This window comes from Kosakonia sp. SMBL-WEM22 (assembly GCF_014490785.1).
In the GTDB taxonomy this organism is placed as follows: domain Bacteria; phylum Pseudomonadota; class Gammaproteobacteria; order Enterobacterales; family Enterobacteriaceae; genus Kosakonia.
Genome location: NZ_CP051488.1, coordinates 382,421 through 397,923 on the forward strand (window position 1 = coordinate 382,421; position 15,503 = coordinate 397,923).

General features: G+C 57.5%; 12 protein-coding genes. 5 read left to right on the forward strand and 7 right to left on the reverse strand.

Going from position 1 to position 15,503, the window contains the following annotated elements; genetic code table 11:
• Positions 1 to 88: 88 nt before the first annotated feature.
• Both HF650_RS01890 and HF650_RS01895 read left to right on the forward strand, forming a co-directional pair.
• Entirely contained in the window at positions 89 to 2,653 is a 2,565-nt protein-coding gene (locus HF650_RS01890; RefSeq protein ID WP_187800946.1) for an ATP-binding protein, read from the forward strand.
• A gap of 188 nt (positions 2,654 to 2,841) precedes the next feature.
• Complete coding sequence (locus tag HF650_RS01895) at positions 2,842 to 4,314, forward strand: bifunctional UDP-sugar hydrolase/5'-nucleotidase (RefSeq protein WP_187800947.1); 1,473 nt, start codon at positions 2,842 to 2,844, stop codon at positions 4,312 to 4,314.
• A 9-nt stretch (positions 4,315 to 4,323) separates the two neighbouring features.
• On the opposite strand, the gene HF650_RS01900 is transcribed toward HF650_RS01895, so the two are convergent.
• From HF650_RS01900 to HF650_RS01915, 4 genes are all read right to left on the reverse strand, one after another.
• Positions 4,324 to 4,659, reverse strand: a complete 336-nt coding sequence (locus tag HF650_RS01900; protein ID WP_187800948.1) for a phosphotyrosine protein phosphatase — start codon at positions 4,657 to 4,659, stop codon at positions 4,324 to 4,326.
• Positions 4,660 to 5,007: 348 nt separating this feature from the next.
• Entirely contained in the window at positions 5,008 to 5,592 is a 585-nt protein-coding gene (phnH, locus tag HF650_RS01905) for a phosphonate C-P lyase system protein PhnH (protein WP_187800949.1), read from the reverse strand.
• Positions 5,593 to 5,663: 71 nt separating this feature from the next.
• Positions 5,664 to 6,395 (reverse strand): phosphonate metabolism transcriptional regulator PhnF, encoded by a 732-nt coding sequence (gene phnF, locus HF650_RS01910; protein ID WP_187802582.1) that lies wholly within the window; start codon positions 6,393 to 6,395, stop codon positions 5,664 to 5,666.
• A gap of 156 nt (positions 6,396 to 6,551) precedes the next feature.
• Complete coding sequence (locus HF650_RS01915) at positions 6,552 to 6,887, reverse strand: zinc ribbon domain-containing protein YjdM (RefSeq protein WP_187800950.1); 336 nt, start codon at positions 6,885 to 6,887, stop codon at positions 6,552 to 6,554.
• Positions 6,888 to 7,492: 605 nt separating this feature from the next.
• Here HF650_RS01915 and crfC point away from each other — a divergent pair.
• A complete protein-coding gene (crfC, locus tag HF650_RS01920; protein WP_187800951.1) occupies positions 7,493 to 9,847 on the forward strand; it encodes a clamp-binding protein CrfC in 2,355 nt (784 codons plus the stop codon).
• On the forward strand, positions 9,844 to 10,725 hold the full coding sequence (locus HF650_RS01925) for a diguanylate cyclase regulator RdcB family protein (protein WP_187800952.1): 882 nt from the start codon (positions 9,844 to 9,846) through the stop codon (positions 10,723 to 10,725). Before crfC ends, HF650_RS01925 begins: the two co-directional genes overlap by 4 nt.
• Here HF650_RS01925 and kdgT read toward each other — a convergent pair.
• Positions 10,722 to 11,717, reverse strand: coding sequence for a 2-keto-3-deoxygluconate transporter (kdgT, locus tag HF650_RS01930; protein WP_187800953.1), 996 nt, complete (start codon positions 11,715 to 11,717; stop codon positions 10,722 to 10,724). The genes HF650_RS01925 and kdgT overlap by 4 nt on opposite strands.
• A 603-nt stretch (positions 11,718 to 12,320) precedes the next feature.
• Between kdgT and proP the strand changes: the two genes are divergently transcribed.
• Positions 12,321 to 13,823 carry a glycine betaine/L-proline transporter ProP gene (gene proP, locus HF650_RS01935; protein ID WP_187800954.1) on the forward strand — a complete coding sequence of 501 codons (1,503 nt, stop codon included), beginning with the start codon at positions 12,321 to 12,323 and terminating at the stop codon, positions 13,821 to 13,823.
• 38 nt (positions 13,824 to 13,861) lie between these two features.
• Here the strand turns inward: proP and HF650_RS01940 are convergent, their stop codons facing one another.
• Both HF650_RS01940 and HF650_RS01945 read right to left on the reverse strand, forming a co-directional pair.
• The gene (locus HF650_RS01940) at positions 13,862 to 14,809 is read right to left on the reverse strand and encodes a nickel/cobalt transporter (RefSeq protein WP_187800955.1); all 948 of its coding nucleotides are present in this window, start codon (positions 14,807 to 14,809) and stop codon (positions 13,862 to 13,864) included.
• A gap of 69 nt (positions 14,810 to 14,878) precedes the next feature.
• Positions 14,879 to 15,490, reverse strand: coding sequence for a DUF2238 domain-containing protein (locus HF650_RS01945; protein ID WP_187800956.1), 612 nt, complete (start codon positions 15,488 to 15,490; stop codon positions 14,879 to 14,881).
• Between the last annotated feature and the right edge of the window lie 13 nt (positions 15,491 to 15,503).

Below are 15,503 nucleotides of genomic sequence, written 5' to 3' on the forward strand. Positions count from 1 at the left end.
CACACGTTGGTAAATGGAGAATGTCAGAAGCTGTTCATATTTGTCATAGTGGCGACACGCCACTGTTCTGACCTCTCCCGGAGCCGCTATGCCGTATCGCGCCAACCCCTTTTTCACCAGCGCCCGCGGGCGACTGCTCTTTTTTAATGTGCTGGTGGTGGCGGTGACGTTAATGGTCTGCGCCGTGGCGGTGCTCGGCTTTCGCCATGCCAGCCAGTTACAGGAGCAGGTGCAGCAGCAGACGCTGGATGATATGACCGCCAGCATGAACCTCGCGCGCGATACCGCAAGCGTCGCCACCGCTGCGGTGCGGCTTTCGCAGGTGGTTGGCGCGCAGGAGTATAAAGGGGAGGCGGAGCGCCTGAAAGCGACACAAAGCGCGCTGCAACGCTCGCTCACACAGCTGGCAAACGCGCCGCTGGCGCGGCTCGAACCGCAGCTGGTGGCGCAGATCACTCGCCGCAGCCAGGCATTGCAGCAGAGCGTCACAGAGATGCTCGAACGAGGGCAGCGCCGCCACCTTGAGCGCAACGCGCTGCTCAGCTCCCTCTACCAGAATCAGAGCTATTTACGCCATTTACAGACCATCGCTGCGCGTGACGGGTTGAACACTCCCGATCCGCGCCTGCTCACTGAAATGGACAGGCTGCTTATCGCCGCCATCCAGACGCCGTCGCCGCGCGCCACGCTGGCGCAGCTGGCAGAGATTGTCGGCCAGCTTCCGGCGCGGGCGGGCGATCCGCTGCTCGATTTTATCCTGCCCGATTTTCAGGCCGAGCTGAACAAACTGATGCCGCTCGCGGGCCAGCTGGAGGAGAGCGATCTGGCGATCACCTGGTCGATGTTTCATATCAAAGCGCTGGGCGCGCTGCTCAATAACGATATCAATCAGTATGTGGCACACGTGGCGCAGGCCTCCGAACGGCGTACCGCACAGAGCCACCAGGAGATGCGCTCCATCAGCATCTTTATCAGCCTGTTTGCGCTGCTGGCGCTGGCAATCACCGCCTGTGCCGGCTGGTATATTTACCGCAATCTGGGCTCCAACCTGACCGCCATTTCGCGTGCTATGACGCGGCTGGCGCGCGGGGAGTCCAATGTTTCAGTGCCTGCGCTGCAACGGCGCGATGAGCTGGGCGAGCTGGCGCGCGCCTTTAACGTCTTTGCCCGCAACACCGCTTCGCTGGAGCACACCTCTACGCTTTTAAAAGAGAAGAGCACGCAGCTGGAGACCACCTTCCATGCCATGCGCGACGGCTTTGCGTTGTTTGATAACCAGGGCTGCCTGGTGGTGTGGAACCCGCAATACCCGCTGCTTTTGGGCCTGGGCGAGGAGCCACTGCGGCGCGGGCAGCACTACCACAGCCTGCTGCGCCAGGTGAGCGATCTTCCGGGTCATGTGCAGGAGAACCTGGCGCGCCCGCTGCCGTTAACCCAGGAGCTGCGGCTGGCGGATAACCGCACCCTTGAGCTGCGCTTCAGCCCGGTGCCGGGGCGCGGGATGGTTAACGTGGTGCTGGATCGTACCGAGCGTAAAGGGCTGGAGGAAGCGCTGCTGCACAGCCAGAAGATGAAAGCGGTCGGCCAGCTTACCGGCGGGCTGGCGCACGATTTTAATAACCTGCTGGCGGTGATTATCGGCAGCCTGGAGTTGGCCTCCACTGACTCGCCGGACGCAGCGCGCATCTCGCGCGCGCTGAAAGCCGCCGAGCGCGGGGCGCTGCTCACCCAGCGGCTGCTGGCCTTCTCTCGTAAGCAGTCGCTCCATCCGCACGCGGTAGAGATGCAGGCGCTGCTGGAGAATCTTGATGAGCTGCTGCGCCACTCGCTCCCCTCAACGCTGACCCTTGAAATTGAAGCGCAACATGCCGCCTGGCCGGCATGGATTGACGTCGGGCAACTGGAGAACGCCATCATCAACCTGGTGATGAACGCCCGCGATGCGATGGAGGGGCAAACGGGCGTGATTAAAGTGCGCACCTGGAACCAGCGCGTCACCCGCACCGACGGGCGCAGGCAGGATATGGTGGCGCTGGAGGTGATCGACAGCGGCTGCGGCATGTCGCAGGAGGTGAAAGCGCGGGTGTTTGAACCCTTCTTCACCACCAAACAGACCGGCAGCGGCAGCGGGCTGGGCTTGTCGATGGTTTACGGCTTTGTGCGCCAGTCCGGTGGGCGGGTAGAGATTGAAAGCAACCCGGGGCAGGGCACCACGGTGCGTTTACAGCTGCCGCGCGCCACTCTTCCGGCGGTGAGCAGTGCTGAACCGGCCAGCGATGCGCGCCATGCGCGCAGCGATACGCTGATCCTGGTGCTGGAGGATGAAGCCGACGTGCGCCAGACCCTGTGTGAGCAGCTTCACGAGCTGGGCTACCTGACGCTGGAGGCGGAAAACGGTGACGCGGCGTTGCAGATGCTCGCCGCTTCCACGGAGATTGGCGCGCTGATCAGCGACTTAATGCTGCCTGGGCGCTTAAGCGGTGCGGAGGTGATTGCCGCCGCTCGCCAGCACGCGCCAAACTTGCCGATGCTGCTGATCAGCGGCCAGGATCTGCGCCCTGCCCACAACCCGGCGCTGCCGGAGGTCGAACTGTTACGTAAGCCCTTTACGCGTGCGCAGCTGGCGCAGGCGCTGCAACGCATTGCGGTATGAGGTGACGGCGCTCACAGGGTGATAAAAAGCTGGCTTGCCGGGACGCCTGCTGACCGATAGATTATCGCCGTAAGGATAGTGACTCCCTCACGGCTAAACCTGAAACCCACGCACTGGTGATTAACCTCTGCGCTGAGTTTCAGGTTTTTTTGTTTTTGTCGGTCATAAAAATGGAAAAGGACGTAACAATGAAAAAAGGGGTTATCGCGTTTCTACTGCTGATGAGTATCAGCTCACCGCAGGCGCAGGAGGCAAAAGTGACGCTGATCCACACCGGGGATACGCACGGGCGCGGGATGAGCGATTCGGGTATCGGCTACGGCAAAATGAGCGCTTATGTAAAAAATCTGCGCGAACAGGACGACAATGTGCTGTTTGTGGACGTTGGCGATGCGGTAAGCGGCATGCCGGTGACCGATCTGACGCAGGGCGAGAGTAACGTCCGTACCATGAACACCATGGGTTATGACGCCTTTACGCCCGGCAATGCGGATTTTATTTTCGGCGGGCCGGAGCTGCTCTCGCTGCGGGACAAAGCCCGCTTTCCGTTTGTTTCGGCCAATATTTACCATCACGACAAGCTCGCCTTTCGTCCCTATGTGATGAAAAAGGTAGCAGGGCTGAAAATCGCCATCATTGGCGTGTCGCCGCTCAATGCGATGGTGGCGACCACCGACAACAAACTGGCCGGTTTTTCCGTCAGCGATCCGATTCAGGCGGTGCGCAACACTGTAGCGCAGGTGAAGGGAAAGAGCGATCTGATCATTGTGTTGGCGCATCTCGGAAAAACCGACCCGGAGGTGAATATCACGAAGCTGGTGGAAGCGGTGCCGGAGATCGATGTGCTGGTGGATGGTCACGACCATATTGCCGTGCAGGCCGGTAAGCAGATGGGCAACACGGTAATGGTGAACGCCGGACAGTATGGAGACTATCTCGGCCATCTGACTCTTAGCGTTAAAGATAAAAAGATCGTCGCGTGGAGTGAAAAGCTGCTGGATGTTGCGAGCTTAACGGCGCTGAAAGCGGATAGCGAAACCGAATCCTGTATTGAGCAGGCCCGGGCGGCGAGCGCAGAGGTGCTTAATAAAGTGGTGATGGCGCTCCCCTTTACCCTTAACGGCCAGCGTGAGCGGGTGCGCTCCGGGCAGACCAACCTCGGCAGCCTGCTGGCGGATGCGGAAAGGGAATATGCCAAAGCTGATATCGCCTTTACCGTCGGCGCATTCCTGCGCGACAGCATTCCGGCCGGCCCGGTAACCTATGGCGAGGTGCTGAATGCGCTGCCGTTTCGCCTGCCATTGGTGACGCGGGAGATGAGCGGTGAGCAGATCAAAGCGTTCATTGAGCACAACTATGCGCAGCAGAACATTATTTCCGGCGCTTATGCTCATGTCAGCGGTCTGCGTTTCAGCGTCGATTTCACCCGACCTGCGGGTGATCGCATGACCTCCATTGAGGTCAACGGTCAGCCGCTGGCGCGGGATAAAATCTATCGCGTGGCGTGTAATGAGCAGGTGAGTGATTTTGGCATTCGCGATATCGCCATCCGCGATCGTTACGATGTGCCGATGGCGGAGTTACTGACGGAGTATGTGAATAAGCACGCGCCGCTGATCTCACCCGCGCCGCGTGTGCAGTTTCTCCACCCGGCGGGGTAATTTTTAGCGTTATGCAGGGACGCGCAGCCCTAGCCGTTCGGGAACAATATCTTCCAGCATGGCGACCAGCTGCGGGTCCATAAAGGTGTAGTGGTTGGGGATATTGAGGACATGTACCGGTTTATGCTGCACCAGACGGGTAAAGTCGCCCAGTAGCTGCTCTTTATGCGCCTCCTCCATCACGCAGATGACATCAGCCCAGGAGAGAATAGCGGGCGAAACGCTCTTTTTTGCCTGGCGTTGCGTACCGGCGGAGCGGGCATTGAGCCCAGGGTAGCGACGAAACAGCTGTTCAGCGGTGGGGCTGCGCCATTGGTTCCGGCTACAAATAAAAAGCACATTCATGCAAGTCGATACTCATCAAGCCGCGCTGAGCGCACTACGTCGTGTCATACGCGGGTATTAAGACCCGGTTGCGTTATTTTCTGGCAACCCTCTGGTGCGAGTCTGTCCGCTTCATCCTACAAACGACCACATACTGGCTGCTTTCCACCCCGGCATTACCGGGCGTTGCGGGACGCAATATAGCCACAATGGTCGCTCTAATCCAGCACAATCCGCAGGCCATCATAACCCGCTTCAGGCACCGTCGGCAGCGGGTTTTTCTTCATCTCTTGATCAAGGGCATATCTGATATGCGTTAGGATAAGTTGTGCCGCCTCTCACGCCCGATCTAAGCACATTCTCACCCCATCAACACACTTCCACCAGGATGGTGCGCGGGATCGCCAACATGCGTTCGCCGCAGGTGAGGATCACATCGATTCCGCTCGGGAAGGAGTGCGGACGGTCGGTTAACTCATCGGTGATGCACTCCGGCAGCAGCGGGGCGATCATCCGCTCCTCCTGAATGCCGGGGCCGGTAAGGCGTAACATCCGCCCGCCGCTGAGCGCGGGTAGCTGTAAAATCAGCGTCGCGCTGCTCTCGGCGTTTAGTGGCTGATCCACCGGCAAGGCGCTGAGCTGCTGATGATTGAGGGTGCTGTCGGCGATGGCGAAGAGCGCCTGTTGCGGGCTATCCAGCAGCGGTGCCTGGGTATGCAAGCGCAGGTTCTGGCGCAGCAGATCGTTATCCAGCGCGTTTGCGATCCACAGCGGCGTGTCGCTGTTCGCCAGCGTTAGCAGGACGTTGGTGGTCGCCAGATTAAGGGGCGGCCAGCTCTGTTTCAGCTGCGGAAGGGCGACAATCACCCCCGGCTCGCTCATCGCTTTTAACAGGCGACGAAAGGCGTGCTGTGCGTCGTGAACCGCCGACGCGAAGGCGGGTTGTAGTGTCATGCATTCTCTCCGCGCACCACAACAGAGGCCTCGACCCGGCCGGTGTGGCGCGTAGGGGTATCAACCTGCATTCAGTGCTCCATAGTAAATTCGATCATGTCGGCGCGATTCAGGCTGACGGAGTACTCCGTTGCGTTGATCTCACCGTCACGGTGGTTAAGGGTGCGCAAGCAGAGTAGCGGCGCCATGTTGGGGATCTCCAGCCAGCGGCTCTCTTTCACCTGCGCGCGGCGGGCGCTGATGCGCGTTTGCGTGCGCTTCAGCTCAAGGCCGGCGCGATCGCGCAGAAAGTCATGCAGCGACCCGCTGTCAAACTGTTGCAGCAGCGGCCAGAGCTGGCGGTCGGCAAAGTAGTGATCGATAAGACACAGTGCGACGCCGTTCACCCGGCGACGGGTGCGCAGATGTATGACGTTATCGCCCTCGGTAATGCCGAGCGCATCGGCAACATGACCAGAGGCCGGACGCAACACCGCCAGCAGGCGTTCGCTGGTCGGGTGGCTCCCCTGATCGAGCAGGTTCTGGCTAAAACGCGCCTGTGCATTAAGCGGGTAGTCGAATGGACGCATTAATACCAACACGCCAACGCCCTGTCGGCGCTGCACCCAGCCCTTTTCGACCAGTTGATCGATGGCGCGACGCAGAGTGTGGCGGTTCACCTGGAAGCGCGCGGCCAGCTGCTGTTCAGCGGGCAGCCAGTCGCCGCAGTGATAGTGGGTGCGCAGCTCCTGCTCCAGTTTGGCGGCAATCTCCTGGTAACGTGTTGGGAAGCTGGTCGGATGTCTGGATAAGTGGCTAGTCATCATTCCCCCGCAGACTCAGTTAATGTGGCTCTATGGTGCCGGGGGAATGTTGCAGTTGGGTTATGTATTGATTGCGCTGGGATGAAAAAGAAAAAGGAGCCGCAATCGGCTCCCTGCTTCGGCGGTGACCCGGCGGTAAACTCCGCCAGCGAATCATCAATTCTTTTTAACGAATTCCGATTTCAGTTTCATTGGCCCGAAGCCATCGATTTTGCAATCGATATTATGGTCGCCCTCCACCAGGCGAATATTCTTCACTTTGGTGCCGATCTTCAACATTGAAGAGCTGCCTTTTACTTTCAAGTCCTTAATTACGGTAACGCTGTCGCCGTCGGCTAACAGATTACCATTTGCGTCTTTGACGATTAATTCATCGCTCGCCGACGCGGGTTCGGCATCGTTCCACTCGTGGGCGCATTCCGGGCAAACGAACATGCCATTATCTTCATAGGTGTATTCGGAATTACATTTAGGGCAGTGGGGAAGTTGCATAGGGTTACCTCAAACAAGAGCAGAGAGAGCCGGATGTAACCGGCACAAAAGGCGCAGTGCCTGAAAGGGCGCGATTATACAGCAAAACCGTACAATTGCCGTTGTTATTATTTTTTTATCCCAGTTATAAAAAGACAACGCTCATGGCAGCCTCTGGCATTCCCTTAAGCGATGCTTATCCCACCACATCATTGAGAATCTACTTAGGTGTAATAATTAGATTATTTGCCGGATGAAATTGCCAGCATTTACTAATTCAGATATGGTGGCAGTTAGCATCCGGTGTTATTTGTAACCAGGCTGTCATACCTGTTAAATGCGCCATTCCCGGCCAATAATTACCTCTCACAACGGGTGGGTAAATCTATGATGATATATCCTGGCTATTCATAAAAATGCGCTAAGCTCTAACGCTTTGGTTTTTAAAGACCAGAGTACTATTGTTGTTCTTTTTTACGGGAAAGTTTTTATTTTCCCGATTGCCATCAGGTGCTTATCTTTTCGAAGATATTTTCTACACGTAATTATAAAAGCCGAAACTTCACTAATAAAACTTCACGGCTAAATAAAACAAAGAAAATTTGCGTTAAGGAAAGACTTTTGACATGCACACACAAACAATTTTTGAATTAAGTCAGGAAGCAGAACGACTGTTACAACTCTCTTTGCATAATCTGCTGGCCCTGAAAAAAATGCCATCTGCCGCGCTTGATGAGATAAATATCAGCAACGAGATGCAAAATAATAATGTGTTGCCCCTCCACTTCAGCGCCCGCGGCGTTGAGGCGCAAGAAGCGACCTTACAGAACGAACTGCGTAAAATTACCCGGCTGGAGATGGTGCTGGCGATTGTCGGAACCATGAAAGCGGGTAAGTCGACCACCATTAACGCGATTGTCGGCACGGAAGTGTTGCCGAACCGCAATCGCCCGATGACGGCGCTACCGACGCTGATCCGCCATACGCCCGGCCAGAAAGAGCCCGTGCTTCATTTCTCCCATGTCGGCCCGATCGATGCTCTTGCGCAGCAGTTACAGACGCGGCTGTTCAATTACGATCGCGGCAAGCTGGCGCAGAAGATTGAGATCGATCGCGATATGGATTCGCTGCTGGCGCGCATTGCGCAGGGCGATGCGTTCGATAAGCACTATCTCGGCGCACAGCCGATCTTCCACTGCCTGAAAAGCCTCAATGATCTTGTTCGTCTGTCGAAAGCGCTGGGCGTCGATTTTCCCTTTGCGGCCTACGCGGCAATTGAGCATATTCCGGTCATCGAAGTGGAGTTTGTTCACCTGGCGGGACTTGAGAGCAACCTTGGTCAACTCACCCTGCTCGACACGCCTGGGCCGAACGAAGCCGGGCAGCCCCATTTACAGAAGATGCTCAGCGAGCAGCTGGCGCGCGCCTCGGCGGTGCTGGCGGTAATGGATTATACCCAGCTGAAATCGATCTCTGATGAGGAGGTGCGCCAGGCAATTTCGGCCGTTGGCCGCTCGGTTCCGCTCTACGCGCTGGTGAATAAGTTCGATCAAAAAGATCGCAACAGCGACGATGAGCACCAGGTTCGCGCACTTATCTCCGGCACGTTAATGAAGGGCAATATCACGCCGACGCAGATCTTCCCGGTCTCATCGATGTGGGGCTACCTGGCGAACCGCGCCCGCCACGAGTTGCAGAAAAAGGGGCGTCTGCCCGATCCGAATGAGCAGCCGTGGGTGCAGGACTTTGCCGAAGCGGCACTTGGCCGCCGCTGGCGCATGGCAGATCTGGATGATACTGAACACATTCGTCACGCCGCCGATCTGCTATGGCAGGATTCGCTGTTTGAATTGCCGATCCGCAACTTGTTGCACGCGGCTCACGCCAACGCTTCTCTCTATGCGTTGCGATCCGCCTCCCATAAGCTCCTCAACTACACCCAGAGCGCGCGTGAGTATCTCGATTTCCGCTATCAGGGTTTGACCGTCGCCTATGAGCAGCTTGAGCACAACATCGCCCGGCTGGAGGAGGATATGACGCTGCTGCGCAGCAGCCAGGCGCGGGTGCGTGATGAAGTCGATCATGAAGTGGAAGAGGCGCTGGCGGCGGCAGAGATTTTTATCAACGGCCAGCAGTTTGAAATTGTCGAAGCGATCGATGCCTGGTTCCATGATGGCCAGCTGATGGCGATGGCCAGCGAGAGCCAGGCCGATTTACGCCTTGATGAGCGCTTAAGCCCCGGCCAGCTGGTGCTGGAGGATGAAGGCCAGGCGCAGATTGCTCTGAGCAAAATGCGCTCCGCCTGCGAGACGATTCTGCTGGCGGCGCAAGAGCGCATCAGCCGTGAACTGGCACAGCGCTTTGATGAGCTGGAAAACACGCTGACGCGCTCATTGAACGACGCCATGCGCCCGATCGAAACGCGTATTAAAGCGGAGCTGAGCCATGCTGGTTTTCGCGCCCGCATCTCTTTTCCCGCCTTTCAGCCGAGTACACTCAACTTCAATGCCCGCGCGCTGTTTAACAATGTTATCGCGCCGGAAGAGACCAGCGCCGCGCAGGCCAGCCGCATTGGCGGCGTACGCGAAACAGTCTCGCGCTGGCTCAATAACCCCAACTGGGGCTGGGACGACTATGTGGCGACACGCACCCGGTATGTGATCGATCTCGGCACACTGCATAAGAAACTGACTGCCCATGTGGCGCACTTCTGCGAGCAGATCCGCAAAGCGTTAAGCGCGCAGGTGGATGTCTCCGTTACCGCCGGGATGGCAACCTTTTTTGCTGAGTTCTCCCAAAGCCTTTCCGGTTTGCAGGAGAGCCTGCGCGAGAGCATGGCAATCCGCCAGCAGAATGAATCCTCGGTCAGCGCGCTGCGTCGCCATTTGCTGCACTGTATCAGGACGGCGCACTGGATCGGTGAGGACGCGCGGCTGTTGCGTGACGATATCCAGACGCTCTTCGCGGCGGAGCAACCATGAAAAATCGATTGCTCGACGGCCCTGGCCGGGTGCTGGAGTCTATTCATCCAAAATTTATTGTCGATCTGGTGCAGGGCATCGACGCGTCGCGTCAGACGACGATTGCGCCACAGCAGCAGATTTTCCGTGAGCGGCTGGCGCAGGAGATTATGGCCCAGACGCAGCTGCGCCCGTGGGCGATCTCCGGCAAGCTTGAAGAGAACGACGCTCTGCGGCTCGGGCTGGCAGAAAAACTGGCGAGCATGCTCGATCCCGGTTATCTGGCACTGACGCGTATTACGCAGCGGCTGAAGGCGATGCAGCACGCCGAGCGGCGTCCCGGCAGCGTCACGCCCGGCGCGCAGCAGCAGTACAACGTGTTGCTGGAGCACTTTAGCCAGCGCGCGGCGTTTAAACAGAAGGCGCTGACGCAGCGCGGGCTGGCGGTGCAGGCGGGGCATCATAGTGAACAAGTTTTTACCCACTGGCGGGCGGGAAGCTACAACAGCTGGTCGATGGCCGGACGCTGCTATGTCGCACTGGAGGAGCTGCGCTGGGGTGCGTTTGGCGATGCCTGCCGGCTGGCGAATGAGGATGTGGCGACAATGCTGAAAGATAACCTGCGGGTGATGGCGGCAGAGTTTCTGGCGCAGGGTATCAATGCGTCGCAGGGGACGCGCCACTTCTACCATCAATGGCTGGCCGCGCCGTCGACGCCTGGCGTAATGGAGTATAAAGATCTGCTGGGCTGGCTGGGAGACTGGTGTGATGCAGAGCGTCACCCAATTTGCTGGTCGGTGACGCAGAGCTGGCAGCCCGTCGCGCTGGGGATGCCGAGACTCTGCTCGGCAGCCCGTCTGGCGACGGCGATGGTTGATGAGATCTTCGACGACGTCTAGTGGCTCGCCGGCTCAGTGCGCGACGCCATCTCTTCCGGCGTCGGCACATTGCCAAAGCGTCGTGCATAGAGCGCGGTGATAATCGGCACCAAAATCGCGGTGACAATTACGCTCGCGGCGACCAGCGCGGTCGCTGATGCGGCAACCGGTTCAAAGGCCGGGTTAATCTGGGCGATGATCACCGGGTTGGCCACCGCCGCACCCGCTGCGGAAGAGGCCGCCACGCCCGCGGTACCATTCCCGCCGCCAATTAGACGGTCCGCCATAATCAGCGGAATACCGGTGATGATAATTACCGCTACGCCAAGGAAAATCCCCAGCAGACCGGTCTCCATAATCACTTTCAGGTTGATGGTATTACCCAGCGCGAAACCGAAGAAGGGGATCAGTACCGGCGTCGCTTTACTGAAGAAGGCGCGCAGATCGTGGTCGAGGTTGCCGAGGGCAAAGCCGATCAAAAATGGCAGCACCGCGCCAACAAAGTGGTGCGGTTCAAACGAGGCGAGGCCAGCGGAGCCGAGGATCACCATGGTCATCAGCGGGCCGGACTCCAGCGACATCAAGACAAATGCCCCGGACTCCTCTTTACTGCCGTATTGGTTCATCAGGCTGGCGTACAGACCGCCGTTGGTCATATCCATTGCCGAGACAATCGCCAGCACCGACAGCCCGGCGAAAAAGCCGGTCTGAATGCCGGTATCGGGAATAAATGAAGCGGCAATCATCGCCACCAACCAGGCGACGGCAATTTTTGTCAGCACCAGCGTGCCCGATTTGCGCAGCACCGTTCCGGTCGCGCGCAGGTCAATCGAGGCGCCAATACAGAAAAACCACACCGCCAGAATCGGCACCGTTCCGCTAATCATGCCTTTAGTAAAGGAGCCAAAATAGGCACCGGTATCGGGCGCCAGGGTATTAAGAATGGCGCCCAGCAGGAGCGGGACTAGCATCATCCCGCCAGGAATACGTTCAATCGTGGCCTTAATTTTCATACACAATCCTCACGACTCGTCATTCAGATGAACGAGGAAGCTAAAAAATGAATCATTCGATGTTTCAAAGATTTAAAGCATTCAGAAGCCAGCGTATTGACGATGGGCGGCGGCGGAGCGGCCTGAGTGGTCTCATCGACACCGATGAGTTAGCCCTTAACGCTGCTATTAGTGGGGCTATCATGAGGCGATTGGAATATCTATTCAATAAGAATGAAACGGTGTTTTAGTTACATCGATCACATAATTCACGTAAACATTTATCGATGTTTCTTTATTTATTTTCGATGTAAACGAATTGTAAAAGGGTGGAGCAATAGCAGATCGTTCTTTTTTGAAGGGAGGCAAAAAGTGAGGTAAAAACGGTGGTTGATGATTACCGGTTACAACTATGTGAATTTGATCACATTTATAAACCCTGATAGTGTAATTCGCTCATTCACTGCCCAACAGGCGTCAACAGGTTCGGTTGTACAGGCTTTGAACAGTTAGTGTAAGTAAACCTGCTACGCTTGAAAGAATGGCCGTAAGGCCAATAAAAAACGCCTGCCATGGATGGGTAAACGGGCGATACAGGGCGAGAGTCTTAAGAGGAAAACAGAGATGTTAAAAAGGAAAAAAATCAAACCGATAACGCTTCGCGACGTCACGATTATTGACGACGCGAAACTGCGTAAAGCCATCACCGCCGCGTCGTTAGGTAACGCGATGGAGTGGTTCGATTTCGGTGTTTATGGCTTTGTGGCCTACGCACTTGGCAAAGTGTTCTTCCCCGATGCAGACCCCAGCGTGCAGATGATAGCCGCGCTCGGGACCTTCTCCGTTCCGTTCCTGATTCGTCCACTCGGCGGCCTCTTCTTCGGCATGCTGGGGGATAAATATGGACGCCAAAAAATCCTCGCGATCACGATAGTGATCATGTCCGTCAGTACCTTTGCTATCGGGCTTATACCCTCGTATGAGTCGATCGGTATCTGGGCGCCGATTCTGCTGCTGTTATGTAAGATGGCGCAGGGCTTCTCGGTCGGCGGTGAGTACACCGGTGCGTCGATCTTCGTTGCCGAGTACTCCCCGGACCGTAAACGCGGCTTTATGGGCAGCTGGCTGGACTTCGGCTCCATCGCCGGGTTTGTCCTCGGCGCGGGCGTGGTGGTGTTGCTGTCGACGATTGTCGGCGAGCAGAACTTCCTCGACTGGGGCTGGCGTATTCCGTTCTTCCTGGCACTGCCGCTGGGCCTGATTGGCCTCTACCTGCGTCATGCGCTGGAAGAGACTCCGGCGTTCCAGCAGCATGTCGATAAGCTCGAGCAGGGCGACCGCGAAGGGTTGCAGGAAGGGCCGCGCGTCTCCTTTAAAGAGATTGCCAGCAAACACTGGCGCAGCCTGCTGACCTGTATTGGTCTGGTGATCTCCACCAACGTCACCTACTACATGCTGCTGACCTATATGCCGAGCTACCTGTCGCATAACCTGCACTACTCGGAAGATCATGGGGTGCTGATTATCATCGCCATTATGATCGGTATGCTGTTTGTGCAGCCGGTGATGGGCCTGCTGAGTGACCGCTTCGGTCGCCGTCCGTTTGTGCTGATCGGCAGTATCGCGCTGCTGGCGCTGGCGATTCCGGCGTTTAGCATGATCAACAGCGATGTAACCGGCATGATTTTCGCTGGCCTGCTGCTGCTGGCGGTGATCCTTAACTGCTTCACCGGCGTGATGGCTTCCACGCTGCCGGCGATGTTCCCGACGCATATCCGTTATAGCGCGCTCGCCAGCGCCTTTAACATCTCCATTCTGATTGCGGGCCTGACGCCAACGCTGACCGCCTGGCTGGTGGAGTCCTCGAATAATCTGATGATGCCAGCGTACTACCTGATGGTGATTGCGGTGGTTGGCCTGATTACCGGCCTGACGATGAAAGAGACGGCGAACCTGCCGCTGAAAGGGGCAACCCCGGCAGCGTCGGATATGCAGGAAGCGCGTGAGATCCTGAAGGAGCATCACGACAATATCGAACAGAAAATCGAAGATCTGGATGAAGAGATTGCCCAGCTGCAGGAGAAACGCTCCCGCCTGGTGCAGCAGCATCCGAAGATTGACGAGTAACTAACTCAAACCCGGACGGCGCTGCCCTCCGGGTTTTTTTAACACCCTGCCGCAATATAATCCCCGTTGGCACTCACCGGGATCACCGTTAAAAACAGCACCAGCGCAAAGAGCATCAGCGCCGCGCCGCCCGCGATTTTAAGCCCCGGAACCAGCCAGCGTAAGCGACCTGACTCGCCGCCAAAAAAAGCTGCCGTGCGGTTACGCGCATAACGCACCGCCAGCGATAACCCCATGATCGAGAGCGCTGTGCCGAAAGCCATGGTCATCACCGCCGCCATGCCCCACGTGACAATGCCGAGCGCATTCGAGAAGAGCAAAATCATAATGGCTCCGCTGCAGGGCCGCGCGCCAATAGCCAGAATCACTCCCAGCCGGGTTTTCCAGTCGCCCTGCGTCGACACACCCACGCCGTGATGGCCGCAGCCGCACTGCGCGTCGTGAACAGGCGTCAGGGAGCGGATGCGCAGCGCGCGTGGTCGCAAGCTCTTCACCGCGCGCCAGATGATATAGGCCCCGAAGCCACCAATCAGCACCGCACTGACTTTCTCGACATACCAGCGGCTTTCACTGAGATCGCCCGAGGCGAGGTTAAACCCCACCGCCAGGATAAAGACAAACAGGATCGCGCTGACGCCCTGCATCAGGCTGCCGAGCAGCGGAACCATGCGTGCGGCGGTCTCACTCTCTTTATTGGTGCTGAGATAGGTGGCAACAATAAATTTGCCGTGCCCCGGCCCGATGGCGTGCAGCACGCCGTAGAAGAACGCCCCGGTCAGCAGCCATAGCCCGCCGCTGTACTGATGATTATTGAGTTGCAGCAGATACATCACCAGGTAGCGATGAAGAGTAATTTGCGCGGCAAGGCACCACTGCAAAAAGGCGCCCCAGTGCGTGTGCAGCGCAAAAGCGGCGGTCAGCCCTGCCGCCAGCAGCGTAAGCGCCGCCGGCAGGCGCCAGTCACGGGTGAGAAGTTGCGTCGTCATAGGCGTTCAGCGATTTAAGAAGAGATAGCCCGCAGTATAGGTGTCGTTAGGTGCGGGCTCCAGTTTGGGTTAGAGATTGAGCTGCCGTTTGTGCCAGCGCCCGAGCAGCAGCACGGTGGTCAGCGCGCCGAGCAGGGCGCAGAGCATATCCGACTGCGTATCCCACGGATCGCCCTGTGTACCGAGGAAGTCATCCGCCCCCTGGCCCATTGCCAGTGCTGCCCACCACTCAATCAACTCATAGGTGGCGCTGATGGCTAGCGCAATACAGCAGACGATAAAGTCGAGCATCTTGCCACCGCGCACGTACTGCCCGCGCAGTAAAATCTCCCGCGCCGCCAGCGCCGGAACCAGCCCCTGAAAGAAGTGGCCAAGTTTGTCGTATGGGTTGCGGCTAAGGTTGAACAGGTGCTGTACATCAAAGCCAACAGGCACTTTGGCATAGGTGTACATCCCGCCGACCATCAGAATAATAGCGTGGAAGAAAATCAGCGTGTAAAGCAGGGCAGTCAGCGGGTAACGCCGCCAGGTTGCGAGCAACAGCGGCACCACGATCATCACCGGAATCACTTCCATCAGCCAGGTGGCGCGATCATGGGTAAAGAGACCGGTATAAATAAGGATCATTAACAGGATTAGCGCTGCGCCGTACAGCGCAGGGCGGTTAACGCTCGTGAGCATACGAATGTCCGTT